The organism is Streptococcus koreensis, assembly GCF_003627135.1.
GTDB classification, from domain to species: Bacteria; Bacillota; Bacilli; order Lactobacillales; family Streptococcaceae; genus Streptococcus; species Streptococcus ilei.
Genome location: NZ_CP032620.1, coordinates 547,572 through 571,491, shown reverse-complemented (window position 1 = coordinate 571,491; position 23,920 = coordinate 547,572). Strand labels below are relative to the sequence as shown.

Sequence of the window (23,920 nt, the reverse complement as noted above, 5' to 3'; positions counted from 1 at the left end):
GAAAAAATCTAGTTTCTTTTAAAAACTAGATAACAAAAAAACGTGATTTGTATAAAAATCACGTTCTTTTATTTTGATCCCAGCAGGATTCGAACCTGCGACCGTTCGCTTAGAAGGCGAATGCTCTATCCAGCTGAGCTATGAGACCAGATGTCTTCTTATTCTATCAGAAAATAGGAGGAGCGTCAAGATTCATTTATGGTAAGGACTTCCCTGTTGAATCATAAATGCCCGATAGATTTGTTCTATCAAAACAAGCTTCATCAATTGATGGGGAAGAGTTAACTTTCCAAAACTCATGAGTAAATTCGCTCGTTTTTTTACAGCTAGAGACAAGCCTAGGCTCCCTCCAATCACAAAAGTAATTTCAGAATATCCTCTTACTGTTACCTCTTCTAAGGTTTGACTAAACTTCTCAGATGGAAATTGTTGTCCTTCAATTGCTAAAGCAATCACATAGTCACGATCTCCAACTTTTGCTAAAATGCGATTTCCTTCTTTTTCAAGGATTTGCTGATTTTCTAAGTCACTGGCCCGATCTGGAGTTTTCTCATCCGGCAATTCTATCATTTCTACCTTCGTAAACCGACCCAAGCGTTTAGTATACTCAGCAATACCATCTTTTAAATACTTTTCTTTTAATTTTCCAACTGTTACAATCTTAATTTTCATATTCATATTCTAACACAAATAAACTTATACACAAGTCTTCAATAAACAGGCCTGAATCTATCTTTCGAAAAATGGCTCTATACTCATGTTTTTCACACTTATACACAGTTTTCCACAAGTTGTGGAAAAAATTTCCATTTTAAGTTATAATTAAGAAATAAGTTCTATACTTTTCCATAATTGGAACAAATAGGAGAAAACTATGAAACAATCATCAAATTTTCTAAAAAAAGCTTTGCAACTTTTACTTGTTCTTGTCATTGGTTTTACTGGAGGAATCTTAGGAACCTTAACCTCTTTCCAGTTTACCAAAGGGAATTCTGCAAATTCTAGCCAAGAAATAAAATCTACCAAAGTCAATCGCGCTTATAAGAATACAACATCAACTAGTGAAGCTGTTGATAAGGTTAAAAATGCAGTTGTTTCTGTTATTACCTACGCTGAAACCTCTGAAAAAGGCTTTATTAATGGAGAAACAGATTCTGATCCAGAAGTGGCTAGTGAAGGTTCAGGTGTTATCTATAAAAAAGATGGTAAAGATGCTTATGTAGTAACCAATGCTCATGTATTGATGGGAGCAACAGAAGCCGATATTCTCTTTGCAGACGGAAATAAAGTATCTGGAGAGGTTGTTGGTTCAGATACTTTCTCAGATATTGCGGTTGTTAAAATCAGTTCAGACAATGTTACGACCGTGGCTGAATTTGGGGATTCATCTAAATTGACCGTCGGAGAGACCGCAATCGCTATTGGTAGTCCTTTAGGGACAAAATTTGCCAATTCCGTTACTCAAGGGATTGTTTCTAGTCTTGGACGTACTGTGAAGCTCAAATCAGAAGACGGTCAAAATGTGTCTACAAAAGCTTTGCAAACGGATGCTGCAATCAACCCAGGGAATTCTGGTGGTCCCCTTATCAATATTCAGGGACAAGTCATCGGAATTACCTCAAGTAAAATTTCTTCAAATGGGCAAACTGCGGTCGAAGGAATGGGATTTGCTATTCCTGTAAATGATGTGCAAAATATTATTGAACATTTAGAAAAAGATGGTAAAGTCATTCGTCCAGCACTTGGAATTACCATGATGGACCTGGCTAGCCTATCCTCTTCTGATCTTAGCCAATTAGACATTCCAAGCAAACTCAAAGGTGGGGTTCTTGTCCGCTCAGTTGAAAATGATATGCCGGCATCCAAATATTTACGTCGACTAGATATCATTACAAAAATCGATGATACAACCATTGAATCAACTGCAGATTTACAATCTGCCCTCTATTCTCATCAAATTGGTGATAAAATCAAAGTCATTTTCTATAGAGATGGTAAGCAAAAAACGGCAACCATTGAACTAACAAAATCTACAGAAAATCTTGGAAATTAAGTAAATTTACAACAGTGTCAACACACCTTAACGAAATTGTAAAGGTGTGTTATGCTATATACATCATGGAAAAAATTGATATTATTGACGTAAAGCAAATACGAACCAATCCTTTTCAACCTCGTCAAACCTTTGTAAAAGAGAAATTAGAAGAACTCGCAGCCTCAATCAAAGAAAATGGATTAATCCAACCTATTATTGTTCGAAAATCTCCTATTGTTGGTTATGAACTACTTGCTGGAGAAAGACGCTACCGAGCAGCTCAAATGGCTGGTTTCAAAGAAATCCCTGCGATTATAAGAGAATTATCAGATGATGACATGATCAAACAAGCCATTATCGAAAATTTACAAAGAGAAGATTTGAATCCAATTGAAGAGGCCGAATCCTACCAACATCTTATTAATAAAGGGGCTACCCATGAAGAAATTGCTCAATTTATGGGAAAATCTCGTCCTTACATCAGCAACATGGTCCGTTTACTTCATCTCTCACCAGCTGTCAAAGACGCTATCAAAAACGAAAAAATTTCACAAGGACATGCCCGTATTTTAGTTCCCTTAAAGGAAAATCTACAAATCTATTGGCTGGAACGAATTCTGAAAGAAGGACTAAGCGTTCGTAGTTTGGAAGAAAAGGTTGGTCAAAAAAAGAAAACACCAAGTAAAAAAGAGAAAGAACTCTTTTTAGCAAAGGAAGAAAATAGACTAAAAAAGATTCTAGGAACCGAAGTAGAAATCCATCTGACGAAACAAGAAAAAGGAAGTATTCATATTTCATTTAACAACCTTGATGAATACCAACGAATTATTAACAGTCTCAAATGAGGCTGTTATTTTTTATAGAAGAATCAACAGATTTATCCACTTATTTAAAACTCTTCCTTACTTGCTATTCCTACTTTATTCGATCTTATCCCCAACTTGTGGATAACTTCTACACACATTGGGGATAACTATTCACATATTGTGGAAAAACTCTTTTTTATTCCCTCAGAATAAGTTGTGGAAAACTCCCTCCTTTTATGATAAAATAAGAAAAACATAGCAAGTAAAAATGAATAGGAGGGCGATAGGTGTCAAGAGAAGAAACATTCTGGAATCGTGTGATTGAATTAAGTAAAAAGACATTTAAAAAAGAAATTTTTGACTATTTTGTCCTTACTTCAAGACTCATCAAAGTCGATCAACAAGAAGCCATTATTTATTTAGATGCGGAAGTAAAGAAATTATTCTGGGAAGAGAATATGACAAAGGTGATTCTGACTGCTGGTTTTGAAATTTATGCAGTAGAATTAACCATTTCCTATCAATTCAATCTTGAAGAAGAGGAAGAAGAAAAAGAGTTTGTCCCTCTTTCAGAAACGAATAGAGACTATGCAGTTAGCCATACTCCAATCATCGATTTGCCTCCTATCCAAACAGGGTTAAAAAAGAAATACACCTTTGATAATTTTGTAAGTGGAGACGGAAATCAATGGGCTTTGGCTGCCGCTTTAGCAGTTTCTGAAAACCTAGCTACCACTTATAATCCTTTATTTATCTATGGAGGTCCTGGTTTAGGAAAAACGCATTTGCTCAACGCAATTGGGAATCAGATTATGGAAAACTACCCAAATGCTCGAGTAAAATACATCCCAGCAGAATCCTTTATCAATGAATTTTTAGAGCGTCTTCGCCTCAATGATATGGATACCTTTAAAAAAACCTATCGAAACTTGGATCTGCTCTTAATTGATGATATTCAATCTCTTGGAGGGAAAAAGGTTACAACTCAAGAAGAGTTCTTTAATACCTTTAATGCTCTTTATGGGGATAACAAGCAGATTGTCCTAACCAGCGATCGTAGTCCTGATCATTTAGATAGCTTAGAAGAACGTCTAGTCACGCGCTTTAAGTGGGGCTTGACTCAAAATATTACACCACCAGATTTTGAAACTCGAATTGCTATTTTGAGAAATAAAATCGAAGACCTAGACTTTACTTTCCCAGATGATACTCTTGAATACCTAGCAGGTCAATTTGATTCGAACGTCCGAGACTTAGAAGGTGCTTTGAATGATATTTCTCTCGTGGCAAGAGTTAAAAAAATCAAAGATATTACAATTGATGTCGCAGCCGAAGCCATTCGAGCTCGTAAGAATGAATCTTTACAAATCACTGTAATTCCTATTGAAAAGATTCAAGCTGAGGTTGGAAAATTTTACAATGTCAGTGTCAATGAAATGAAAGGCACTCGACGGGTTCAAAATATTGTCCTAGCTCGACAAGTAGCGATGTACCTCGCCCGCGAAATGACTGATAATAGTCTTCCCCGTATTGGTCGTGAATTTGGAGGAAAAGACCACACAACAGTCATGCATGCTTATGAGAAAATCAAAGGGATGATCGAAATTGATGACAATCTCAGACTCGAGATTCAAACCATCAAGAAAAAATTAAAGTAATCTCATGTGGATAATCATAGAAAAACTTGCTTCTTTTTCCACATGTTGTAAACAAGGAACTTTTCAATTCCTGTCTGGCTTTAGAAGACTTTTCCACATGTTCCACACACTCTACTATTACTATTAACTTACTAATACTAAAATAATAAAAGGAGATCTCATGATCAATTTTTCTATTAACAAGGCCTATTTCCTACAAGCTTTAAATACGACAAAAAGAGCCATTAGTTCAAAAAATGCAATTCCTATCTTATCCACTATTAAGATTGATGTAACTTCTGAAGGAATTACTCTCATTGGATCAAATGGACAAATTTCAATTGAATACTTTATTTCTGTTAAAGATGAAAATGCAGGCCTTCTAGTAACAACCCCAGGCGCTATTCTCTTAGAAGCAACTTTCTTTATCAATGTTGTATCGAGTCTACCAGATGTCGTTTTAGATGTGAAAGAAATCGAACAAAAACAAATTGTATTAGTTAGTGGGAAATCAGAAATTACCCTTAAAGGGAAAGATGCAGAACAATATCCTCGCATTCAAGAAATTTCAGCTAGCAACCCTCTAACGCTCCCAATTCAAACCTTGAAGAAAATCATTTCTGAGACAGCTTTTGCAGCAAGTACCCAAGAAAGTCGTCCGATTTTGACAGGAGTTCATTTTGTTCTTTCTGATCACAAGGAATTGAAAACGGTGGCAACAGATTCTCATCGAATGAGTCAAAAAAATATTACTCTTGAAAAAAACGGGGATAACTTTGATGTTGTGATTCCAAGCCGTTCTTTACGCGAGTTAACGTCTGTCTTTTCAGATGAAATTGAACAGGTTGAAGTCTTCTTTGCGAATAACCAGATTTTATTTAGAAGTGACAATATCAGTTTCTATACACGCTTACTAGAAGGAAACTATCCAGATACAGATCGCTTGATTCCAACAGAGTTTAGTTCTGAAGTAACCTTTAAAGTTGCTCATCTTCGCCAAGCAATGGAACGGGCCCGCCTTTTGTCTAACGCTACTCAAAATGGTACTGTTAAATTAGAAATCGCTAGTGGAGTCGTTTCTGCTCACGTAAATTCTCCTGAGGTAGGGCGTGTGAATGAAGAAATTGATACAGAAGCAGTTTCGGGAGATGATTTGAACATCAGCTTTAATCCAACTTATTTGATTGACGCTTTGAAAGCTATTGAAAGTGAAAAAGTCGTCATTCGCTTCATCTCTGCAGTTCGTCCCTTTACATTGGTACCAGCAGAGGAATCTGAACGCTTCATTCAATTAATTACACCAGTTCGGACCAATTAAGGGCCAAAAGCTAGCATCAAAAAGGCTAGCTTTTCGTCTTCTATGTTGATGAAAGGAAAATCCATGTATCAGGTCGGTGATTTTGTAGAAATGAAAAAACCCCATGCTTGTATCATCAAAGCAACAGGGAAAAAAGCCAATCGTTGGGAAATTAGGCGAGTAGGGGCAGATATCAAAATTCGTTGTAGCAATTGTGATCATATGGTCATGATGAGCCGTCACGATTTTGATCAAAAAATGAAAAAAGTATTGTAAAAGAGGCTGGGACTTTTGTCCCAGCCTCTCAATTGTCTTTGGATTGTCGAGCAAGACGCAGTGGTTGAGTGGGCTCTACTACGCTGATTTCATCAGCTTTTACAGCCCTACTCAACTGTGCGGAGGTGGGACGACGAAATCGAATTCTAACGAATTACCGATTTCTGTCCCACTCTCTTTTGTATTATTATTTTAATTCTTCAAATTTTCCATCTTTTACTTCTTTGAAACCATTGGATTTAAAGGTTTTAAGCGTTGTCTTGTAGCCGATGTAATCAACATTTTGATTTTCTTGTGCAGCAATTAACTGATTTTCTTGTAATTCTTTTAAATCTGCCTTGGTATAATCAATCTTTGTTTTTTCAACGACATAGTCATCCTTGTATTCTGCAGAGTGTGAGAATCCTTTGACATCTTTGAATTTCTTATCATATTCATCAATAACTTCTTTTAATTGTTCTTTTGGCAAGCCTGTTCCTTCGTAGTAAATAATACTTGTTGAATCTGTACTTAAAATTTTATCACCTTGATATTCAAGAACTACACGAATGTCTGTTTTCTTATCTTGGTCAATTAATTGAAGATAACCTTTTTTTGTGCTTTGTCCACAAGCTGCCAGTAGAAAGAGAGTAAAGACTGCTAAAAGAGGCAGAAGGATAGATTTAATTGATAGTTTTTTCATGACAAAAACTCCTTTATTATTGTTGGTTTGATTATATCATATTTTTACTTTAGGAAACGTTACAGTTTAGTAATAATTCAGAATCCATTTTTCATCCCTTTGTTCTTTGAATTATGATATAATAGATAAGATTGAAATGGGAACGGAGAAGAAGAAAAATGGCTTTAACAGCAGGTATTGTAGGTTTGCCAAACGTTGGTAAATCAACCCTATTTAACGCAATTACAAAAGCAGGAGCAGAGGCTGCAAACTATCCCTTTGCGACCATTGATCCAAACGTTGGAATGGTAGAAGTTCCAGATGAACGCCTCCAAAAATTGACGGAAATGATTACTCCTAAGAAAACAGTTCCAACAACCTTTGAATTTACAGATATTGCAGGGATTGTTAAAGGAGCTTCTAAAGGGGAAGGGCTCGGGAACAAATTCTTGGCCAACATCCGTGAAGTAGATGCTATTGTCCATGTGGTTCGTGCCTTTGATGATGAAAATGTCATGCGGGAGCAAGGACGTGAAGATGCCTTTGTCGATCCACTAGCAGATATTGATACCATTAACCTAGAATTGATTTTGGCTGATTTAGAATCTGTGAATAAACGCTATGCGCGTGTGGAAAAGATGGCACGTACGCAAAAAGATAAGGAATCCGTTGCAGAATTTAACGTTCTTCAAAAGATTAAACCTGTTCTTGAAGATGGAAAATCAGCTCGTACCATCGAATTCACAGACGAAGAGCAAAAAGTAGTTAAAGGTCTTTTCCTTTTGACCACGAAACCAGTTCTTTATGTAGCAAATGTGGATGAAGATGTGGTTGGAGACCCAGAATCTATCGATTATGTGAAGCAAATTCGTGAATTCGCAGCAACAGAAAATGCGGAGGTAGTGGTGATTTCTGCGCGTGCTGAAGAAGAAATTTCTGAGTTAGACGATGAAGATAAAAAAGAGTTTCTTGAAGCCATTGGGTTGACAGAATCAGGTGTTGATAAGTTGACCCGTGCAGCTTACCATTTACTTGGACTGGGAACTTACTTCACAGCAGGTGAAAAAGAGGTTCGTGCTTGGACATTTAAACGAGGTATGAAAGCTCCTCAAGCAGCTGGTATTATCCACTCTGACTTCGAAAAAGGATTTATTCGTGCAGTAACGATGTCTTATGACGATTTGGTGAAATACGGATCTGAAAAGGCTGTAAAAGAAGCGGGACGCTTGCGTGAAGAAGGAAAAGAATATATCGTTCAAGATGGCGATATCATGGAATTCCGCTTCAATGTGTAAAGAAAACAAGTAAATAACCAAAAGGTTGGAAAAAAATTCCAGCCCTTTTGGCTTTTGAAAGGGAAAGCAAATGACAAAATTAATCGTCGGATTAGGAAATCCGGGAGATAAATATGTAGAAACCAAACACAATGTGGGGTTTATGCTAGTGGACCAGCTGGCGAAGTCTCTCAATCTCACCTTCTCACATGATAAGATTTTTCAAGCAGATGTAACCTCCACCTTTATAGATGGAGAAAAGGTCTTTTTGGTCAAACCAACCACTTTTATGAATGAGAGTGGCAAGGCCGTACACGCGCTTTTGACCTATTATGGCTTAGATGTGGAAGATTTGGTCGTGATTTATGACGACTTGGATATGGAAGTCGGCAAGATTCGTCTTCGTGCCAAAGGATCAGCTGGAGGCCACAACGGGATCAAATCGATCATCAACCATATTGGAACTCAGACCTTTAATCGAATCAAGATTGGAATCGGAAGACCAAAGCATGGCATGTCAGTGGTCCACCATGTTTTAGGGAAATTCGATCAGGATGATTATGCTACCATCCTCCTTGCTATCGACAAATCAGAAGAAGCCCTTCGCTTTTATTTAAAAGAAGGTCAGTTTGAAAAAACAATGCAACAATACAATGGATAAATATAAGACACTGGTTGATCTATTTCAACAAAACAAAGATATCAGAAAATGGCAACAGGACCAGCAAAAAAGAAGTCGCTCTCTTTTACTAGGTCTGTCTTCATCTACTAAAGCCATTACAATGGCAACAGCTGTTGAAGATGGTCACAAGGTCTTGGTCTTGACCTCTTCTCAAAATGAAGCAGAACGGCTCGCCAGTGATTTACTGGGATTATTAGGTGAAGAAAAGGTCTATCTTTTCCTCGGAGATGACAATCCCTTGGCAGAATTTGTCTTTGCTTCCCAGGAACGGGTCTTTTCTCGTTTGGAAGCTCTGAACTTTCTCCTAGCTCCAGAAAAAGAAGGAATCGTTATTGCCAATGTCAGTGGTAGCCGTTTGCTCTTACCTAATCCAAAGACTGTCAGCTCAATGATTCAATCTTTCTCTGTTGGAGAAGAACAAAATCTGACAGAATTGAAAGAGACCTTACTGGCCATGGGCTATCAAAAGGTTTCACAGGTAAGCCAACAGGGTGAGTTTAGTCTTCGAGGGGATATTTTAGATCTTTTTGAAGCCAGTCAAGATTTCCCTTATCGCCTGGAATTTTTTGGAGATGAGATAGATGGCATTCGGACTTTCTCTCCAGAGACTCAACGTTCACTAGAAAATCTAGATGCGATAAGGGTTCATCCAGTTAGTGATATGCTACTAACGAAAGATGATTTTTTAAGAGGACAGAAGAACCTAGAAAATCTGATTCAAAAAAGCCCTAATCCAGAGCTAAAATCCTATTTGACTGAGATTCTCACAGAGGCGCATCACCAGCGACTCCATGCAGATAGTCGAAAATTTCTCTCTCTTTTTTATCAGCAAACCTATACTCTCTTTGATTACCTGCCCAAACATGCTCCTGTTTTTTTGGATGATTACCATAAAATCATGGATCAGGAAACGCGGTTTGATGTAGAAGTTGCTAATCTTTTGACAGAGGATTTACAAAAGAGTCGGTCTTTTTCTGAAGCTCAGTATTTTGCCGACAATAGCGCGCTCTTACGCACTTATAAACCAGCTTCTTATTTTTCAAATTTCCAAAAAGGCTTGGGAAATCTGCGATTCGATGCTCTCTATTCTTTTAACCAATACCCCATGCAGGAATTCTTTAGTCAATTTACTCTCTTAAAGGATGAAATTGACCGTTTCCGTAAACAAGATTACACAGTCATCCTTCAAGTGACGAGTAAACAAGGTTTCCAGCAGTTACAAGAGCACTTGAGAGACTATGGGATCGACCTGGATTATCTTACACCCGATCATCTTCATCCAGGACAGAGCCAGTTGATCATCGGTGGTTTGGCACGTGGATTCCATTTTGTGGATGAGAAGATTGTCCTCATTACAGAGACAGAAATCTTTCAGAAAAAGGTTAAAAGAAAGATTCGTCGGCAAACCATTTCCAACGCTGAGCGGTTGAAAAACTACAATGAGTTGGAAAAGGGAGACTACGTCGTTCACCAGGTTCATGGAATTGGTCAGTATTTAGGACTAGAAACCATTGAAATTTCTGGCGTTCACCGAGACTATGTCTCCATCCAGTATCAAAATGGAGACCGGATTTCCATTCCTGTGGATCAAATCCAGATGCTGTCCAAGTATGTTGCGAGTGATGGCAAGCCTCCTAAAATCAACAAACTGAACGATGGTCGCTTCCAAAAGGCTAAACAAAAGGTCCGTCAAGAAGTAGAGGATATTGCAGATGATCTGATTCAACTCTATGCAGAGCGAAGTCAATTACAAGGCTTTGCTTTTACTCCAGACGATGAGAATCAAGAAGCTTTTGATCAGGCCTTTCCTTATGTTGAAACAGATGATCAGATTCGCTCTATCCAAGAAATTAAAAAAGATATGGAGTCTTCAAGCCCCATGGATCGCCTCTTGGTCGGTGACGTAGGCTTCGGGAAAACAGAAGTTGCTATGCGAGCGGCCTTTAAAGCTGTCAAAGACCACAAACAAGTAGCCGTATTAGTTCCGACAACAGTCTTAGCTCAACAGCACTATGCCAATTTCAAAGAACGCTTCGAGGCCTTTCCAGTAGAAGTCGATGTCTTGAGTCGTTTCCGGAGTCGTGCTGAGCAAAAAGAAACTTTGGAAAAACTAAAAAAAGGCCAGGTCGATATTCTGATTGGAACCCATCGCCTCTTATCTAAGGATGTGGAATTTGCGGATCTCGGTCTTATCGTGATTGATGAGGAGCAACGGTTCGGTGTCAAACATAAGGAAACCCTCAAGGAATTAAAGAAAAAAGTCGATGTCTTAACCTTAACGGCAACGCCCATTCCTCGTACCCTCCACATGTCTATGTTGGGAATTCGGGATCTATCTGTTATTGAGACCCCGCCGACCAATCGGTATCCTGTTCAAACTTATGTCCTAGAAACCAATCCAACCATTATACGAGATGCCATTCGTCGGGAGATGGATCGGGGAGGCCAGGTCTATTATCTCTACAATAAGGTGGACACCATTGAACAAAAGGTTTCAGAACTACAAGAATTAGTTCCAGAAGCCTCTATTGGTTTTGTCCATGGACAGATGAGTGAAGTGCGGTTAGAAAATACCTTGATGGACTTCATTGAAGGTGAGTATGATATTTTAGTCACAACCACCATTATTGAGACAGGAGTAGATATTCCTAATGCCAATACCCTCTTTATTGAAAATGCCGACCATATGGGCTTGTCTACCCTTTACCAATTGAGAGGCCGGGTCGGACGAAGCAATCGCATTGCCTATGCCTACTTGATGTATCGGCCGGACAAAACCTTGACAGAAGTTTCTGAAAAGCGCCTAGAAGCTATCAAAGGTTTCACTGAATTGGGATCTGGTTTTAAGATTGCTATGCGAGACTTGTCTATTCGAGGTGCGGGAAATATTTTAGGAGCTTCTCAGTCTGGCTTTATTGATTCTGTCGGATTTGAAATGTATTCACAGTTACTCGAAGATGCTATTGAGAAAAAACAAGGAAAAGAGAAAAAACGTCAAAAAGGAAATGCAGAACTCAATCTCCAAATTGATGCCTACATTCCAAGTGACTATATTTCCGATGAACGTCAAAAAATTGAAATTTACAAACGCATTCGAGAAATTCAAGTTCAAGAAGATTATGAGCTTTTGCAAGACGAATTGATTGATCGATTTGGAGAATACCCAGATGTGGTAGCCTATCTCCTAGAAATAGGGTTTATCAAATCTTATCTGGATCAGGTCTTTGTTAAAGTAGTCGATCGAAAAGACCAGCAACTAACGGTGAAATTTGAGCCAATTACTAAGCAACTTTTCTTGACTCAAGATTATTTTGCTGCCTTATCAGCAACGAATTTAAAAGCTCGTATTGCAGAAAGCCAAGGCTTGATTGAATTAATCTTTGATGTGCGAAATAAGAAAGATTTTGAAATTTTAGAAGGCTTGCGACGATTTGGGGAAAAATTACTAGCCATCAAGCAGGAAAAACTGGAAAAACAAGACTAGAAAAATAGATTTTACTGGGCTCTTTCTAAAAAAATGGTACAATAATACATTAGAGGTGATACGATGAGATTAGATAAATATTTAAAAGTTTCCCGCATTATCAAAAGACGCCCTGTAGCTAAAGAAGTAGCCGACAAGGGGCGCATCAAAGTTAACGGGGTCCTAGCAAAAAGTTCAACCGACTTAAAGGTAAATGACGAAGTCGAAGTTCGCTTTGGAAATAAGCTATTGACAGTAAAAGTGTTGGAAATGTTAGATAGCACCAAAAAAGAAGATGCGTCTAAAATGTATGAAATTATTCGTGAAACAAGGATAGAAGAAGATGCCTAAAAATATTGTACAAATGAATAATCGGTATATCCAAGACGAACATCAACGTCAGAAATACCAGAATGAAGAGCGGAAAAAACAAAACCGATTTATGGGTTGGGTTCTCATTTTAATTATTTTATTGTTCATCCTTCCAACCTATAATCTGGCTCAGAGTTACCAGACGCTTCAAAAACGCAAACAACAATATGTTCAATTGCAAGAACAATATCAGCAAACCCTTGAGGAAAAAGAATATCAAAAGGATATCGTAGAGAAATTGAAGGATGACGAATACGCTGCAAAATATGCACGCGCAAAATATTCCTTCTCTAAAGATGGCGAATATATTTATACGATACCTAACTTATTACCGAAATAATGGAAAATATTGTAAAAACAGTTCAACAATTTCTAGAATATTCTGATACAAAATTAGAAGAGTTAGCTAAAAAGAATCAAGCTTTAAAATTGCAGGAAGAAAATCAAGAAAGGAGCAAGGATGAATAAGTTAGTTTATTGGATGGTTTTTCCTACTTTCTTAGCCACCCAACCCTTATCTGATTCCTCCCAGCCCCAAATTCCTTTAACTTCTGATTCTTCTTACACTAGCCAAATAGGGACTCAAGACCATTTCTTTGTCTCCATCCCGTCCAATCCAAATGTTTATCAGCCAATCGTGACCTATTCAGATCCAGAATTGAGTCAAAAAGCTGGGGAAATCAAGCCTGATACTCCCTTTACTGTTGATCAATTATTTGTGAATGACCAAGGGAAATCTGTTTTTAAATTATCGAATAAACAGTATGTAGTAGCTGATCAAGATCAAATTTACGAAGATTCGATTTTGGAATTAACAGAAGAAAAAAAGACCATGTGGCTGTCATCCTCTTTTACAGTTTATGATCAACCTTTGGTGAATGGCGCAAAAAGTAAAAAAACAAGTCTGGCTCCCTATAGCAAGGTTCAAGTCACCAAGAGTGCCAAAACTTCAAAAGGGATCTACCTAGAAATTTCTGGCCAGGGTTGGATTTCAAAAGATGAACTTTCTGCTACAGATAATCGGATGGAAAAAGTCCAAGAGATTCTGAATCAGAAGTACAACAAAGATGGAATTGCAGTCTACGTGAAGCAAGTGGATACTGGAAAGACTGCCGGGATACATGAAGATCAGGAAATGTATTCTGCCAGTATAGCCAAGCTTTTATATTTGTACTATACTCAAAAAGAGTTGAATGAGAATCAAGTAGATTTGCAGACTTCTTTAAAGTATACAAAAGAAGTCAATGATTATCCTGGATCTTATGAACCGGAAGGTAGTGGAAGTATTTCAAAAACACCAGATGATAAAGATTATACCGTCGCTGATTTGATTAATCGGGTGGCCAAAGAATCTGATAATGTAGCTCATAATATTTTAGGCTATTATGTGACGCATCAATCAGATAAAGAATTTCAAAAGGTGACCAATAAGATTGCAGGAAAAACATGGAATGTAGAAAATAGAATGGCATCTGCAAAAATGGCAGGAAATGTCATGGAAGCTATCTACCAACAAAATGGTGGGATCATTGATGCTTTGTCGGATACTCGCTTTGATGATCAACGAATTTCAAAAGATATCCCAGTCAAGGTTGCTCACAAGATTGGAGATGCATATGATTTTCGTCATGATGTCGCCATTGTTTATACCGATTCACCATTTATTTTAGCTATTTTTACGGATCACTCTGATTACGAGACTATCTCAGAAATTGCAAAAGATATTTATGAGGTCTTACAGTAATGAAAGAAAAATTTCTTCAGTTCTGTCAAAAGGAGGGACTTTTTGAATCTCATCAAAAAGTCCTTTTGGCTTTATCAGGAGGAGTGGACTCCATGACCTTACTGGATTGGCTCTACCATTATCAGCATCAATTGGGAATCAACCTTGTTCTTGCTCATGTCAATCATCACCAACGCATTGAAGCTGATCAGGAGGAAAGAGGAATTTGGGAATTAGCTGAAGCAAAACATCTACCACTGAAGGTTGCCCATTTCTCTGGTCCTTTTTCTGAAAGCCGAGCTAGACAATTCCGCTATGACTTTTTTGAAAAAGTTATGAAAGAAGAAGCTTGTAGTGCTCTCGTTACTGCTCATCATATGGATGATCAGGCAGAAACCATTTTGATGCGTTTGATTCGTGGAAGTCGTCCGCGGCATTTAAAAGGAATTCCTTTAAAACAACCATTTGGGCAGGGTGTGTTGATTCGCCCTCTCTTATATTTCAAAAAAGAGGATTTTCCAGAAATTTTTCATTACGAGGATAAAAGCAATCAGTCTTTAGACTATTTTCGTAATCGTGTTCGTCATCGTTATCTCCCACTGTTAGAGGAAGAAAATCCTCAAGTGACGAGTGCTTTGGTCAACTTAGGTGAGGATCTCAGTCATTGGCACCAGGCCTTAAAAGAGTTGACCAAAGATTTGAATCCACAAGATGTGACACAGTTTCAAAAACAATCACCAGCTGTTCAAATTTATTTGCTAGAAGAGTATATAGCTAGCTTTCCAGATTTGCAGTTGAGTCGGGCGCAATTTGAACAACTGCATAGAATAGTAGTGAATAAATCCAATACGCAGCAAGTTCTAAAGAATGGTTATGAAATTTATAAAGATTACCACTATTTTGAAATTCGGAAAATCAGTCGTAGGACGGATGACCGACTGTCAGAAGATTTGTTACAATTTGGAACCATAAAGGCAGTAGGGGCTTATCGCTTTTTATTTGGAGTGGAACCGAGCGATTCATATATAGAGGCTATCCCACTTCCAAGCAACCATCCAGTTTCTATTCGATCCCGAAAAAAGGGAGATCGTATTCTAATGAACGGTCACCATAGAAAAATTAGCAGATTATTGATTAACCAAAAAATTCCCTTACATCAACGAAATAATCTGGTAGTTTTAGAACAAGATAAGCAAATATTGGCTATTCCTGAAATTGCGATCAGTGATTTGAGTAAGGAATTAAAAAATGATATAATGAGAGATACAATTTATATCCAGAAAATAGATAGGTAGAAAAGATGTTAGAGAACGATATCAAAAAGATACTCATTTCCCACGATGAAATCGTGACTGCAACACGTGAACTTGGTCAAAAACTGACAAAAGATTACCAAGGAAAAAATCCAATTTTAGTAGGGATTTTAAAAGGATCCGTCCCATTTATGGCAGAATTGATTAAGCATATTGATACGCATATTGAGTTGGATTTTATGTTGGTTTCTAGTTATCATGGTGGAACATCAAGTACAGGTGTGATCAATATTATCAAAGATATGGACCAAGACATTAAGGGAAGAGATATTCTCTTTGTTGAAGATATCATTGATACAGGTAAAACTCTCAAGAGTTTGAAAGAATTGTTTGAAGGCCGTCAACCGGCATCTGTTAAAATTGCCACCTTATTGGATAAACCTGAAGGTCGCTTGGTTGAAATTGAAGCAGATTACACTTGTTTCACTATTCCAAATGAATTTGTCGTGGGTTATGGTTTAGACTACGATGAGAACTATCGAAACCTTCCTTATATTGGAGTTTTGAAAGAAGAAGTATATTCAAAATAGAGGAAATTAGATGAAAAATAACAAAAACAATGGTTTTGTTCGAAATCCTTTTCTATACTTATTGATTATAGTGGCTGCTGTTACAGGTTTTCAGTATTTCTTTGCTGGAAACAGTATTGGACAAAGTCAGCAAATCAATTATACAGAATTGGTAAAAGAGATCAAATCAGACAATGTCAAGGAAATTAGTTACCAGCCAAACGGTAGTGTCATTGAAATTTCCGGTACCTATAACAAAGCAAAAACCAGTAAGGATGATACAGGGGTTCAGTTTTTCACTCCAAGCCCAAGCAAGGTCACTCGCTTCACTAGTGTGATCTTACCGTCCGATTTGACGGTTCAAGAATTACAAAACTTAGCATCCGAACATAAGGCTGACATCACTATTAAACGGGAAAGCTCAAGTGGAATGTGGATTACCATTCTGACTTCAATCGTTCCCTTTGTGATTGTCATGTTCTTCTTCTTCTCCATGATGAACCAAGGTGGTGGCGGTGGTGCCCGTGGTGCCATGAACTTTGGTCGTAACAAAGCGCGTGCTACCAATAAGGAAGATATCAAGGTTCGTTTTTCAGATGTTGCCGGGGCTGAAGAAGAAAAACAAGAACTCGTTGAAGTGGTTGAATTCTTAAAAGATCCAAAACGCTTTACAAAATTGGGTGCCCGTATTCCAGCAGGAGTCCTTCTTGAAGGCCCTCCAGGGACTGGTAAGACCCTTCTAGCAAAAGCAGTAGCAGGTGAAGCTGGAGTACCTTTCTTTAGTATTTCAGGTTCTGACTTTGTTGAAATGTTTGTCGGTGTCGGTGCAAGCCGGGTTCGTTCTCTATTTGAAGATGCTAAAAAAGCAGCACCAGCCATTATCTTTATCGATGAGATTGATGCTGTGGGACGTCAACGGGGCGTTGGCCTTGGCGGAGGAAATGATGAACGTGAACAAACCCTCAACCAGCTCTTGATTGAGATGGATGGTTTTGAAGGAAACGAAGGCATCATCGTGATTGCAGCCACTAACCGTTCCGATGTTCTAGATCCAGCCCTTCTTCGTCCAGGTCGTTTCGACCGGAAGGTTTTAGTCGGTCGTCCGGATGTAAAAGGACGAGAGGCTATCTTGCGTGTCCATGCTAAAAATAAACCATTGGCCAAAGATGTTGACTTGAAACTGGTTGCCCAACAAACACCAGGATTTGTTGGAGCAGATCTTGAAAACGTCTTAAACGAAGCAGCTCTAGTAGCGGCTCGTCGCAATAAGAAGGTCATTGATGCATCTGATATTGATGAAGCAGAAGATCGTGTGATTGCTGGTCCTTCTAAGAAAGACCGAACAGTTTCTCAAAAGGAACGCGAATTGGTTGCTTACCATGAGGCAGGGCATACCATTGTCGGATTAGTCTTATCTAATGCTCGTGTTGTCCACAAAGTAACCATCGTCCCACGTGGTCGTGCTGGTGGTTATATGATTGCTCTTCCTAAAGAAGACCAAATGCTTCTTTCTAAAGAAGATATGAAAGAGCAATTGGCTGGATTGATGGGAGGACGTGTTGCGGAGGAAATCATCTTCAATGTTCAAACCACAGGAGCTTCCAATGACTTTGAACAAGCGACCCAAATGGCGCGTGCTATGGTAACGGAATATGGAATGAGTGAAAAGCTTGGTCCAGTTCAATACGAAGGCAACCATGCCATGTTTGGAGCTCAAACGACTCAAAAATTCATTTCAGAGCAAACAGCTTATGAAATCGATGAAGAAGTAAGAAGTCTCCTAACTGAAGCTCGCAATAAAGCAGCCGAAATCATCCAAAATAATCGTGAGACTCATAAATTAATTGCAGAAGCCTTGTTGAAATACGAAACCTTGGACAGTGTTCAAATTAAGTCCTTGTATGAAACAGGTAAAATGCCAGAAGATACTGATTTAGAATTAGAAAAAGAATCTAAACCATTATCTTATGAAGAAATTAAATCAAAAATGGAAGAAAAATAGCAGATAACCTTTTAGTCTTCCAAATTTTATAAAAGGAGCCGAAATTTTCGGCTCCTTTTTTTTAAAAAAGTGTTGACAGATGAAAATGAACTGATATAATAGATTACGTTGTAAAAATGGTCCGTTGGTCAAGGGGTTAAGACACCGCCTTTTCACGGCGGTAACACGGGTTCGAATCCCGTACGGACTATCGCAAAAAGTTGTTACATTAGTAGCAACTTTTTTTGTATGCTAAAAACACTATTCTGCCATTCTTATCAAAATTATAACCGATTAGAGTTAGAAAAGATTCCAAATAGAAAATAAGAACAAAAAAATCCTAACCTCCTTTAAAATAAAGACAAGTTAGAAAGGAGGTCCAATGAACTTTAAAAAATCATATGAAAAAGTAAAATGGATAGTATGGAAATGTGAAAAGGAATTTTATATTCATCTTTGGGATCATGCAGATTGGGAACAAGAAGGTAGACTGGTACTATATGAGCTACAAATAAGTAATCCTGAAGTAGAAGAAAATGAAGAAATTCTATTAACCTACTTCAAAACAAAGTTTCGCAATCACATAAAGGATAAAGTTAGAAAACAAGAGAGTGATAAAAGGAAGTTAAATAAGGTACCCTATACAGAGATTGGAGAGATTAGTCATCGACTCCGATCAAAAGAACTCTTTTTGGATGAACTAGTCTTATTAAGAGGAGCCTTAAAGGAGTTCCGAAAAAATCTAACCGATCAAGAAAAAGAAGATTACGACAAATTACTGATGAACCAACGTTTCTCAGGAAGAGCAAAGATGCGTAGAAGGCTACAAGAATATTTAAAAGATTTCAAGGATAATCATTTATGAAAAAGGATGTAAGAAAGCATCCTTTTTCATAAAAATAAAAATTTTAAAAAATAGAAAAAAGATATTGACAAGGAGAAGAGGTCGTGATATACTAATATAGTTGTCGCGCGAGAGCGACAAAGACCTTTGAAAACTGAACAAGACGAACCAATGTGCAGGGCGCTATAACGGAAGTTATAGTAACTGAACAATAAAAAAACAATAAATCTGTCAGTGACAGAATGAGTTTAAGACAAACAATTATTTTAATGAGAGTTTGATCCTGGCTCAGGATGAACGCTGGCGGCGTGCCTAATACATGCAAGTAGAACGCTGAAGCTTGGTGCTTGCACCGAGCGGATGAGTTGCGAACGGGTGAGTAACGCGTAGGTAACCTGCCTGGTAGCGGGGGATAACTATTGGAAACGATAGCTAATACCGCATAACAGTAGATATTGCATGATATCTGCTTGAAAGGTGCAAATGCATCACTACCAGATGGACCTGCGTTGTATTAGCTAGTTGGTGAGGTAACGGCTCACCAAGGCGACGATACATAGCCGACCTGAGAGGGTGATCGGCCACACTGGGACTGAGACACGGCCCAGACTCCTACGGGAGGCAGCAGTAGGGAATCTTCGGCAATGGGGGGAACCCTGACCGAGCAACGCCGCGTGAGTGAAGAAGGTTTTCGGATCGTAAAGCTCTGTTGTAAGAGAAGAACGAGTGTGAGAGTGGAAAGTTCACACTGTGACGGTATCTTACCAGAAAGGGACGGCTAACTACGTGCCAGCAGCCGCGGTAATACGTAGGTCCCGAGCGTTATCCGGATTTATTGGGCGTAAAGCGAGCGCAGGCGGTTAGATAAGTCTGAAGTTAAAGGCTGTGGCTTAACCATAGTACGCTTTGGAAACTGTTTAACTTGAGTGCAGAAGGGGAGAGTGGAATTCCATGTGTAGCGGTGAAATGCGTAGATATATGGAGGAACACCGGTGGCGAAAGCGGCTCTCTGGTCTGTAACTGACGCTGAGGCTCGAAAGCGTGGGGAGCAAACAGGATTAGATACCCTGGTAGTCCACGCCGTAAACGATGAGTGCTAGGTGTTGGGTCCTTTCCGGGACTCAGTGCCGCAGCTAACGCATTAAGCACTCCGCCTGGGGAGTACGACCGCAAGGTTGAAACTCAAAGGAATTGACGGGGGCCCGCACAAGCGGTGGAGCATGTGGTTTAATTCGAAGCAACGCGAAGAACCTTACCAGGTCTTGACATCCCTCTGACCGCTCTAGAGATAGAGTTTTCCTTCGGGACAGAGGTGACAGGTGGTGCATGGTTGTCGTCAGCTCGTGTCGTGAGATGTTGGGTTAAGTCCCGCAACGAGCGCAACCCCTATTGTTAGTTGCCATCATTTAGTTGGGCACTCTAGCGAGACTGCCGGTAATAAACCGGAGGAAGGTGGGGATGACGTCAAATCATCATGCCCCTTATGACCTGGGCTACACACGTGCTACAATGGCTGGTACAACGAGTCGCAAGTCGGTGACGGCAAGCTAATCTCTTAAAGCCAGTCTCAGTTCGGATTGTAGGCTGCAACTCGCCTACATGAAGTCGGAATCGCTAGTAATCGCGGATCAGCACGCCGCGGTGAATACGTTCCCGGGCCTTGTACACACCGCCCGTCACACCACGAGAGTTTGTAACACCCGAAGTCGGTGAGGTAACCTTTTAGGAGCCAGCCGCCTAAGGTGGGATAGATGATTGGGGTGAAGTCGTAACAAGGTAGCCGTATCGGAAGGTGCGGCTGGATCACCTCCTTTCTAAGGATAAGGAAACCTGCACGTTCGTCTTGTTTAGTTTTGAGAGGTCTTGTGGGGCCTTAGCTCAGCTGGGAGAGCGCCTGCTTTGCACGCAGGAGGTCAGCGGTTCGATCCCGCTAGGCTCCATTGGTGAGAGATCACCAAGGATGAACATTGAAAATTGAATATCTATATCAAATAGTAACAAGAAAATAAACCGAAAACGCTGTGAATATTTAATGAGTTTTCTAATTTTTGAAAAAATTAGGTTAATAAGGTTAAGTTAATAAGGGCGCACGGTGGATGCCTTGGCACTAGGAGCCGAAGAAGGACGTGACAAACGACGAAATGCCTCGGGGAGCTGTAAGTAAGCGCCGATCCGGGGATGTCCGAATGGGGGAACCCAGCAGGTGATACCTGTTACCCATATCTGTTAAGGATATGAGGAGGAAGACGCAGTGAACTGAAACATCTAAGTAGCTGCAGGAAGAGAAAGCAAAAGCGATTGCCTTAGTAGCGGCGAGCGAAACGGCAGGAGGGCAAACCGAAGAGTTTACTCTTCGGGGTTGTAGGACTGCAATGTGGACATAAAGATTATAGAAGAACTACCTGGGAAGGTAGGCCAAAGAGAGTAACAGCCTCGTATTTAAAATAGTCTTTATACCTAGCAGTATCCTGAGTACGGCGAGACACGTGGAATCTCGTCGGAATCTGGGAGGACCATCTCCCAACCCTAAATACTCCCTAGTGACCGATAGTGAACCAGTACCGTGAGGGAAAGGTGAAAAGCACCCCGGGAGGGGAGTGAAATAGAACCTGAAACCGTGTGCCTACAACAAGTTCGAGCCCGTTAATGGGTGAGAGCGTGCCTTTTGTAGAATGAACCGGCGAGTTACGATATGATGCGAGGTTAAGTTGAAGAGACGGAGCCGTAGGGAAACCGAGTCTGAATAGGGCGTTTTAGTATTATGTCGTAGACCCGAAACCATGTGACCTACCCATGAGCAGGTTGAAGGTGCGGTAAAACGCACTGGAGGACCGAACCAGGGCACGTTGAAAAGTGCTTGGATGACTTGTGGGTAGCGGAGAAATTCCAAACGAACTTGGAGATAGCTGGTTCTCTCCGAAATAGCTTTAGGGCTAGCGTCGACATAAAGATTCTTGGAGGTAGAGCACTGTTTGGGTGAGGGGTCCATCCCGGATTACCAATCTCAGATAAACTCCGAATGCCAATGAATTATGGTCGGCAGTCAGACTGCGAGTGCTAAGATCCGTAGTCGAAAGGGAAACAGCCCAGACCACCAGCTAAGGTCCCAAAATAATTGTTAAGTGGAAAAGGATGTGGGGTTGCACAGACAACTAGGATGTTAGCTTAGAAGCAGCTATTCATTCAAAGAGTGCGTAATAGCTCACTAGTCGAGTGACCCTGCGCCGAAAATGTACCGGGGCTAAAACAATTTACCGAAGCTGTGGATACCTTTAATGGTATGGTAGGAGAGCGTTCTATGTGTGAAGAAGGTATACCGTGAGGAGTGCTGGAACGCATAGAAGTGAGAATGCCGGTATGAGTAGCGAAAGACAGGTGAGAATCCTGTCCACCGTAAGACTAAGGTTTCCAGGGGAAGGCTCGTCCGCCCTGGGTTAGTCGGGACCTAAGGAGAGACCGAAAGGTGTATCCGATGGACAACAGGTTGATATTCCTGTACTAGAGTATGTAGTGATGGAGGGACGCAGTAGGCTAACTAAAGCGTGCGATTGGAAGTGCACGTCTAAGCAGTGAGGTGTGAATTGAGTTAAATGCTTAGTTCTATAACATTGAGCTGTGATGGGGAGCGAAGTTTAGTAGCGAAGTTAGTGATGTCACACTGCCAAGAAAAGCTTCTAGCGTTTAAACATACTCTACCCGTACCGCAAACCGACACAGGTAGTCGAGGCGAGTAGCCTCAGGTGAGCGAGAGAACTCTCGTTAAGGAACTCGGCAAAATGACCCCGTAACTTCGGGAGAAGGGGTGCTGACTTTATGTCAGCCGCAGTGAATAGGCCCAAGCAACTGTTTATCAAAAACACAGCTCTCTGCTAAATCGTAAGATGATGTATAGGGGGTGACGCCTGCCCGGTGCTGGAAGGTTAAGAGGAGTGCTTAGCGGTAACGCGAAGGTATGAATTGAAGCCCCAGTAAACGGCGGCCGTAACTATAACGGTCCTAAGGTAGCGAAATTCCTTGTCGGGTAAGTTCCGACCCGCACGAAAGGCGTAATGATTTGGGCACTGTCTCAACGAGAGACTCGGTGAAATTTTAGTACCTGTGAAGATGCAGGTTACCCGCGACAGGACGGAAAGACCCCATGGAGCTTTACTGCAGTTTGATATTGAGTGTCTGTGCCACATGTACAGGATAGGTAGGAGCCATAGATATCGGGACGCCAGTTTCGATGGAGGCGTTGTTGGGATACTACCCTTGTGTTATGGCCACTCTAACCCGGATAGGTGATCCCTATCGGAGACAGTGTCTGACGGGCAGTTTGACTGGGGCGGTCGCCTCCTAAAAGGTAACGGAGGCGCCCAAAGGTTCCCTCAGAATGGTTGGAAATCATTCGCAGAGTGTAAAGGTATAAGGGAGCTTGACTGCGAGAGCTACAACTCGAGCAGGGACGAAAGTCGGGCTTAGTGATCCGGTGGTTCCGTATGGAAGGGCCATCGCTCAACGGATAAAAGCTACCCTGGGGATAACAGGCTTATCTCCCCCAAGAGTTCACATCGACGGGGAGGTTTGGCACCTCGATGTCGGCTCGTCGCATCCTGGGGCTGTAGTCGGTCCCAAGGGTTGGGCTGTTCGCCCATTAAAGCGGCACGCGAGCTGGGTTCAGAACGTCGTGAGACAGTTCGGTCCCTATCCGTCGCGGGCGTAGGAAATTTGAGAGGATCTGCTCCTAGTACGAGAGGACCAGAGTGGACTTACCGCTGGTGTACCAGTTGTCTCGCCAGAGGCATCGCTGGGTAGCTATGTAGGGAAGGGATAAACGCTGAAAGCATCTAAGTGTGAAACCCACCTCAAGATGAGATTTCCCATAACTATATGTTAGTAAGAGCCCTGAGAGAAGATCAGGTAGATAGGTTAGGAGTGGAAGTTGTGTGAGCAATGGAGCGGACTAATACTAATAGCTCGAGGACTTATCCAAAAAGTAACTGAGGATATTTACAGCCGTTTAGATTTTTGTTAGAATATAGGTATTCAATTTTGAATGTTCATCATT

General features: G+C 40.3%; 18 protein-coding genes, 3 tRNA genes and 2 rRNA genes. 20 read left to right on the top strand and 3 right to left on the bottom strand.

All coding sequences use genetic code 11. The features are described 5' to 3' along the window. Window positions 1–74: 74 nt before the first annotated feature. A tRNA-Arg gene (locus D7D50_RS03145) sits at window positions 75–148 on the bottom strand. A gap of 44 nt (window positions 149–192) precedes the next feature. Then, window positions 193–672, bottom strand: a complete 480-nt coding sequence (rlmH, locus tag D7D50_RS03140; protein ID WP_120701438.1) for a 23S rRNA (pseudouridine(1915)-N(3))-methyltransferase RlmH — start codon at window positions 670–672, stop codon at window positions 193–195. 202 nt (window positions 673–874) lie between these two features. Between rlmH and htrA the strand changes: the two genes are divergently transcribed. The 5 genes from htrA (at window position 875) to D7D50_RS03115 (ending at window position 6,051) form a co-directional block, all read left to right on the top strand. Beyond that, the gene (gene htrA / locus D7D50_RS03135) at window positions 875–2,053 is read left to right on the top strand and encodes a serine protease HtrA (RefSeq protein ID WP_120701437.1); all 1,179 of its coding nucleotides are present in this window, start codon (window positions 875–877) and stop codon (window positions 2,051–2,053) included. A 65-nt stretch (window positions 2,054–2,118) separates the two neighbouring features. Next, the gene (locus D7D50_RS03130) at window positions 2,119–2,880 is read left to right on the top strand and encodes a ParB/RepB/Spo0J family partition protein (RefSeq protein WP_120701436.1); all 762 of its coding nucleotides are present in this window, start codon (window positions 2,119–2,121) and stop codon (window positions 2,878–2,880) included. A gap of 248 nt (window positions 2,881–3,128) precedes the next feature. After that, complete coding sequence (gene dnaA, locus D7D50_RS03125) at window positions 3,129–4,499, top strand: chromosomal replication initiator protein DnaA (RefSeq protein ID WP_023024816.1); 1,371 nt, start codon at window positions 3,129–3,131, stop codon at window positions 4,497–4,499. 160 nt (window positions 4,500–4,659) lie between these two features. Beyond that, on the top strand, window positions 4,660–5,796 hold the full coding sequence (gene dnaN, locus D7D50_RS03120) for a DNA polymerase III subunit beta (RefSeq protein WP_006595327.1): 1,137 nt from the start codon (window positions 4,660–4,662) through the stop codon (window positions 5,794–5,796). Between the two features lie 63 nt (window positions 5,797–5,859). Further along, window positions 5,860–6,051: a DUF951 domain-containing protein gene (locus tag D7D50_RS03115; protein ID WP_006596995.1), complete on the top strand. Its 192-nt coding sequence runs from the start codon at window positions 5,860–5,862 to the stop codon at window positions 6,049–6,051. A gap of 187 nt (window positions 6,052–6,238) precedes the next feature. Here D7D50_RS03115 and D7D50_RS03105 read toward each other — a convergent pair whose 3' ends face one another. Beyond that, window positions 6,239–6,733: a DUF1307 domain-containing protein gene (locus D7D50_RS03105; RefSeq protein ID WP_120701435.1), complete on the bottom strand. Its 495-nt coding sequence runs from the start codon at window positions 6,731–6,733 to the stop codon at window positions 6,239–6,241. 158 nt (window positions 6,734–6,891) lie between these two features. Here D7D50_RS03105 and ychF point away from each other — a divergent pair, with 158 nt between their 5' ends. From ychF to D7D50_RS03030, 15 genes are all read left to right on the top strand, one after another. Then, window positions 6,892–8,007 (top strand): redox-regulated ATPase YchF, encoded by a 1,116-nt coding sequence (gene ychF, locus D7D50_RS03100; protein WP_120701434.1) that lies wholly within the window; start codon window positions 6,892–6,894, stop codon window positions 8,005–8,007. 70 nt (window positions 8,008–8,077) lie between these two features. Then, window positions 8,078–8,647 carry an aminoacyl-tRNA hydrolase gene (gene pth / locus D7D50_RS03095; protein ID WP_120701433.1) on the top strand — a complete coding sequence of 190 codons (570 nt, stop codon included), beginning with the start codon at window positions 8,078–8,080 and terminating at the stop codon, window positions 8,645–8,647. After that, window positions 8,640–12,152: a transcription-repair coupling factor gene (mfd, locus tag D7D50_RS03090; RefSeq protein ID WP_120701432.1), complete on the top strand. Its 3,513-nt coding sequence runs from the start codon at window positions 8,640–8,642 to the stop codon at window positions 12,150–12,152. The genes pth and mfd overlap by 8 nt, the downstream gene beginning before the upstream one ends. A 63-nt stretch (window positions 12,153–12,215) precedes the next feature. After that, window positions 12,216–12,482, top strand: a complete 267-nt coding sequence (locus D7D50_RS03085) for an RNA-binding S4 domain-containing protein (protein ID WP_023024830.1) — start codon at window positions 12,216–12,218, stop codon at window positions 12,480–12,482. Then, window positions 12,475–12,843, top strand: a complete 369-nt coding sequence (locus tag D7D50_RS03080; protein WP_023024832.1) for a septum formation initiator family protein — start codon at window positions 12,475–12,477, stop codon at window positions 12,841–12,843. Before D7D50_RS03085 ends, D7D50_RS03080 begins: the two co-directional genes overlap by 8 nt. Then, window positions 12,843–12,971 (top strand): SP_0009 family protein, encoded by a 129-nt coding sequence (locus D7D50_RS10320; RefSeq protein ID WP_006595319.1) that lies wholly within the window; start codon window positions 12,843–12,845, stop codon window positions 12,969–12,971. The genes D7D50_RS03080 and D7D50_RS10320 overlap by 1 nt, the downstream gene beginning before the upstream one ends. Continuing rightward, window positions 12,964–14,247, top strand: coding sequence for a serine hydrolase (locus D7D50_RS03075; protein WP_120701431.1), 1,284 nt, complete (start codon window positions 12,964–12,966; stop codon window positions 14,245–14,247). The genes D7D50_RS10320 and D7D50_RS03075 overlap by 8 nt, the downstream gene beginning before the upstream one ends. Continuing rightward, window positions 14,247–15,521 carry a tRNA lysidine(34) synthetase TilS gene (tilS, locus tag D7D50_RS03070; RefSeq protein ID WP_120701430.1) on the top strand — a complete coding sequence of 425 codons (1,275 nt, stop codon included), beginning with the start codon at window positions 14,247–14,249 and terminating at the stop codon, window positions 15,519–15,521. The genes D7D50_RS03075 and tilS overlap by 1 nt, the downstream gene beginning before the upstream one ends. Before the next feature lie 5 nt (window positions 15,522–15,526). Next, complete coding sequence (hpt, locus tag D7D50_RS03065; RefSeq protein WP_023024837.1) at window positions 15,527–16,069, top strand: hypoxanthine phosphoribosyltransferase; 543 nt, start codon at window positions 15,527–15,529, stop codon at window positions 16,067–16,069. Between the two features lie 10 nt (window positions 16,070–16,079). Beyond that, entirely contained in the window at window positions 16,080–18,050 is a 1,971-nt protein-coding gene (ftsH, locus tag D7D50_RS03060; RefSeq protein ID WP_117744867.1) for an ATP-dependent zinc metalloprotease FtsH, read from the top strand. A 118-nt stretch (window positions 18,051–18,168) separates the two neighbouring features. Beyond that, window positions 18,169–18,240: transfer RNA gene (locus D7D50_RS03055), tRNA-Glu, on the top strand. Between the two features lie 171 nt (window positions 18,241–18,411). Continuing rightward, window positions 18,412–18,894 carry a sigma-70 family RNA polymerase sigma factor gene (locus D7D50_RS03050; protein WP_120701429.1) on the top strand — a complete coding sequence of 161 codons (483 nt, stop codon included), beginning with the start codon at window positions 18,412–18,414 and terminating at the stop codon, window positions 18,892–18,894. 244 nt (window positions 18,895–19,138) lie between these two features. Next, window positions 19,139–20,687 (top strand): 16S ribosomal RNA (locus D7D50_RS03040). Between the two features lie 53 nt (window positions 20,688–20,740). Continuing rightward, a tRNA-Ala gene (locus D7D50_RS03035) sits at window positions 20,741–20,813 on the top strand. A 129-nt stretch (window positions 20,814–20,942) separates the two neighbouring features. Continuing rightward, window positions 20,943–23,845 (top strand): 23S ribosomal RNA (locus tag D7D50_RS03030). Together the 16S and 23S rRNA genes with 1 tRNA gene alongside form the textbook arrangement of a ribosomal RNA operon. Window positions 23,846–23,920: the final 75 nt, after the last annotated feature.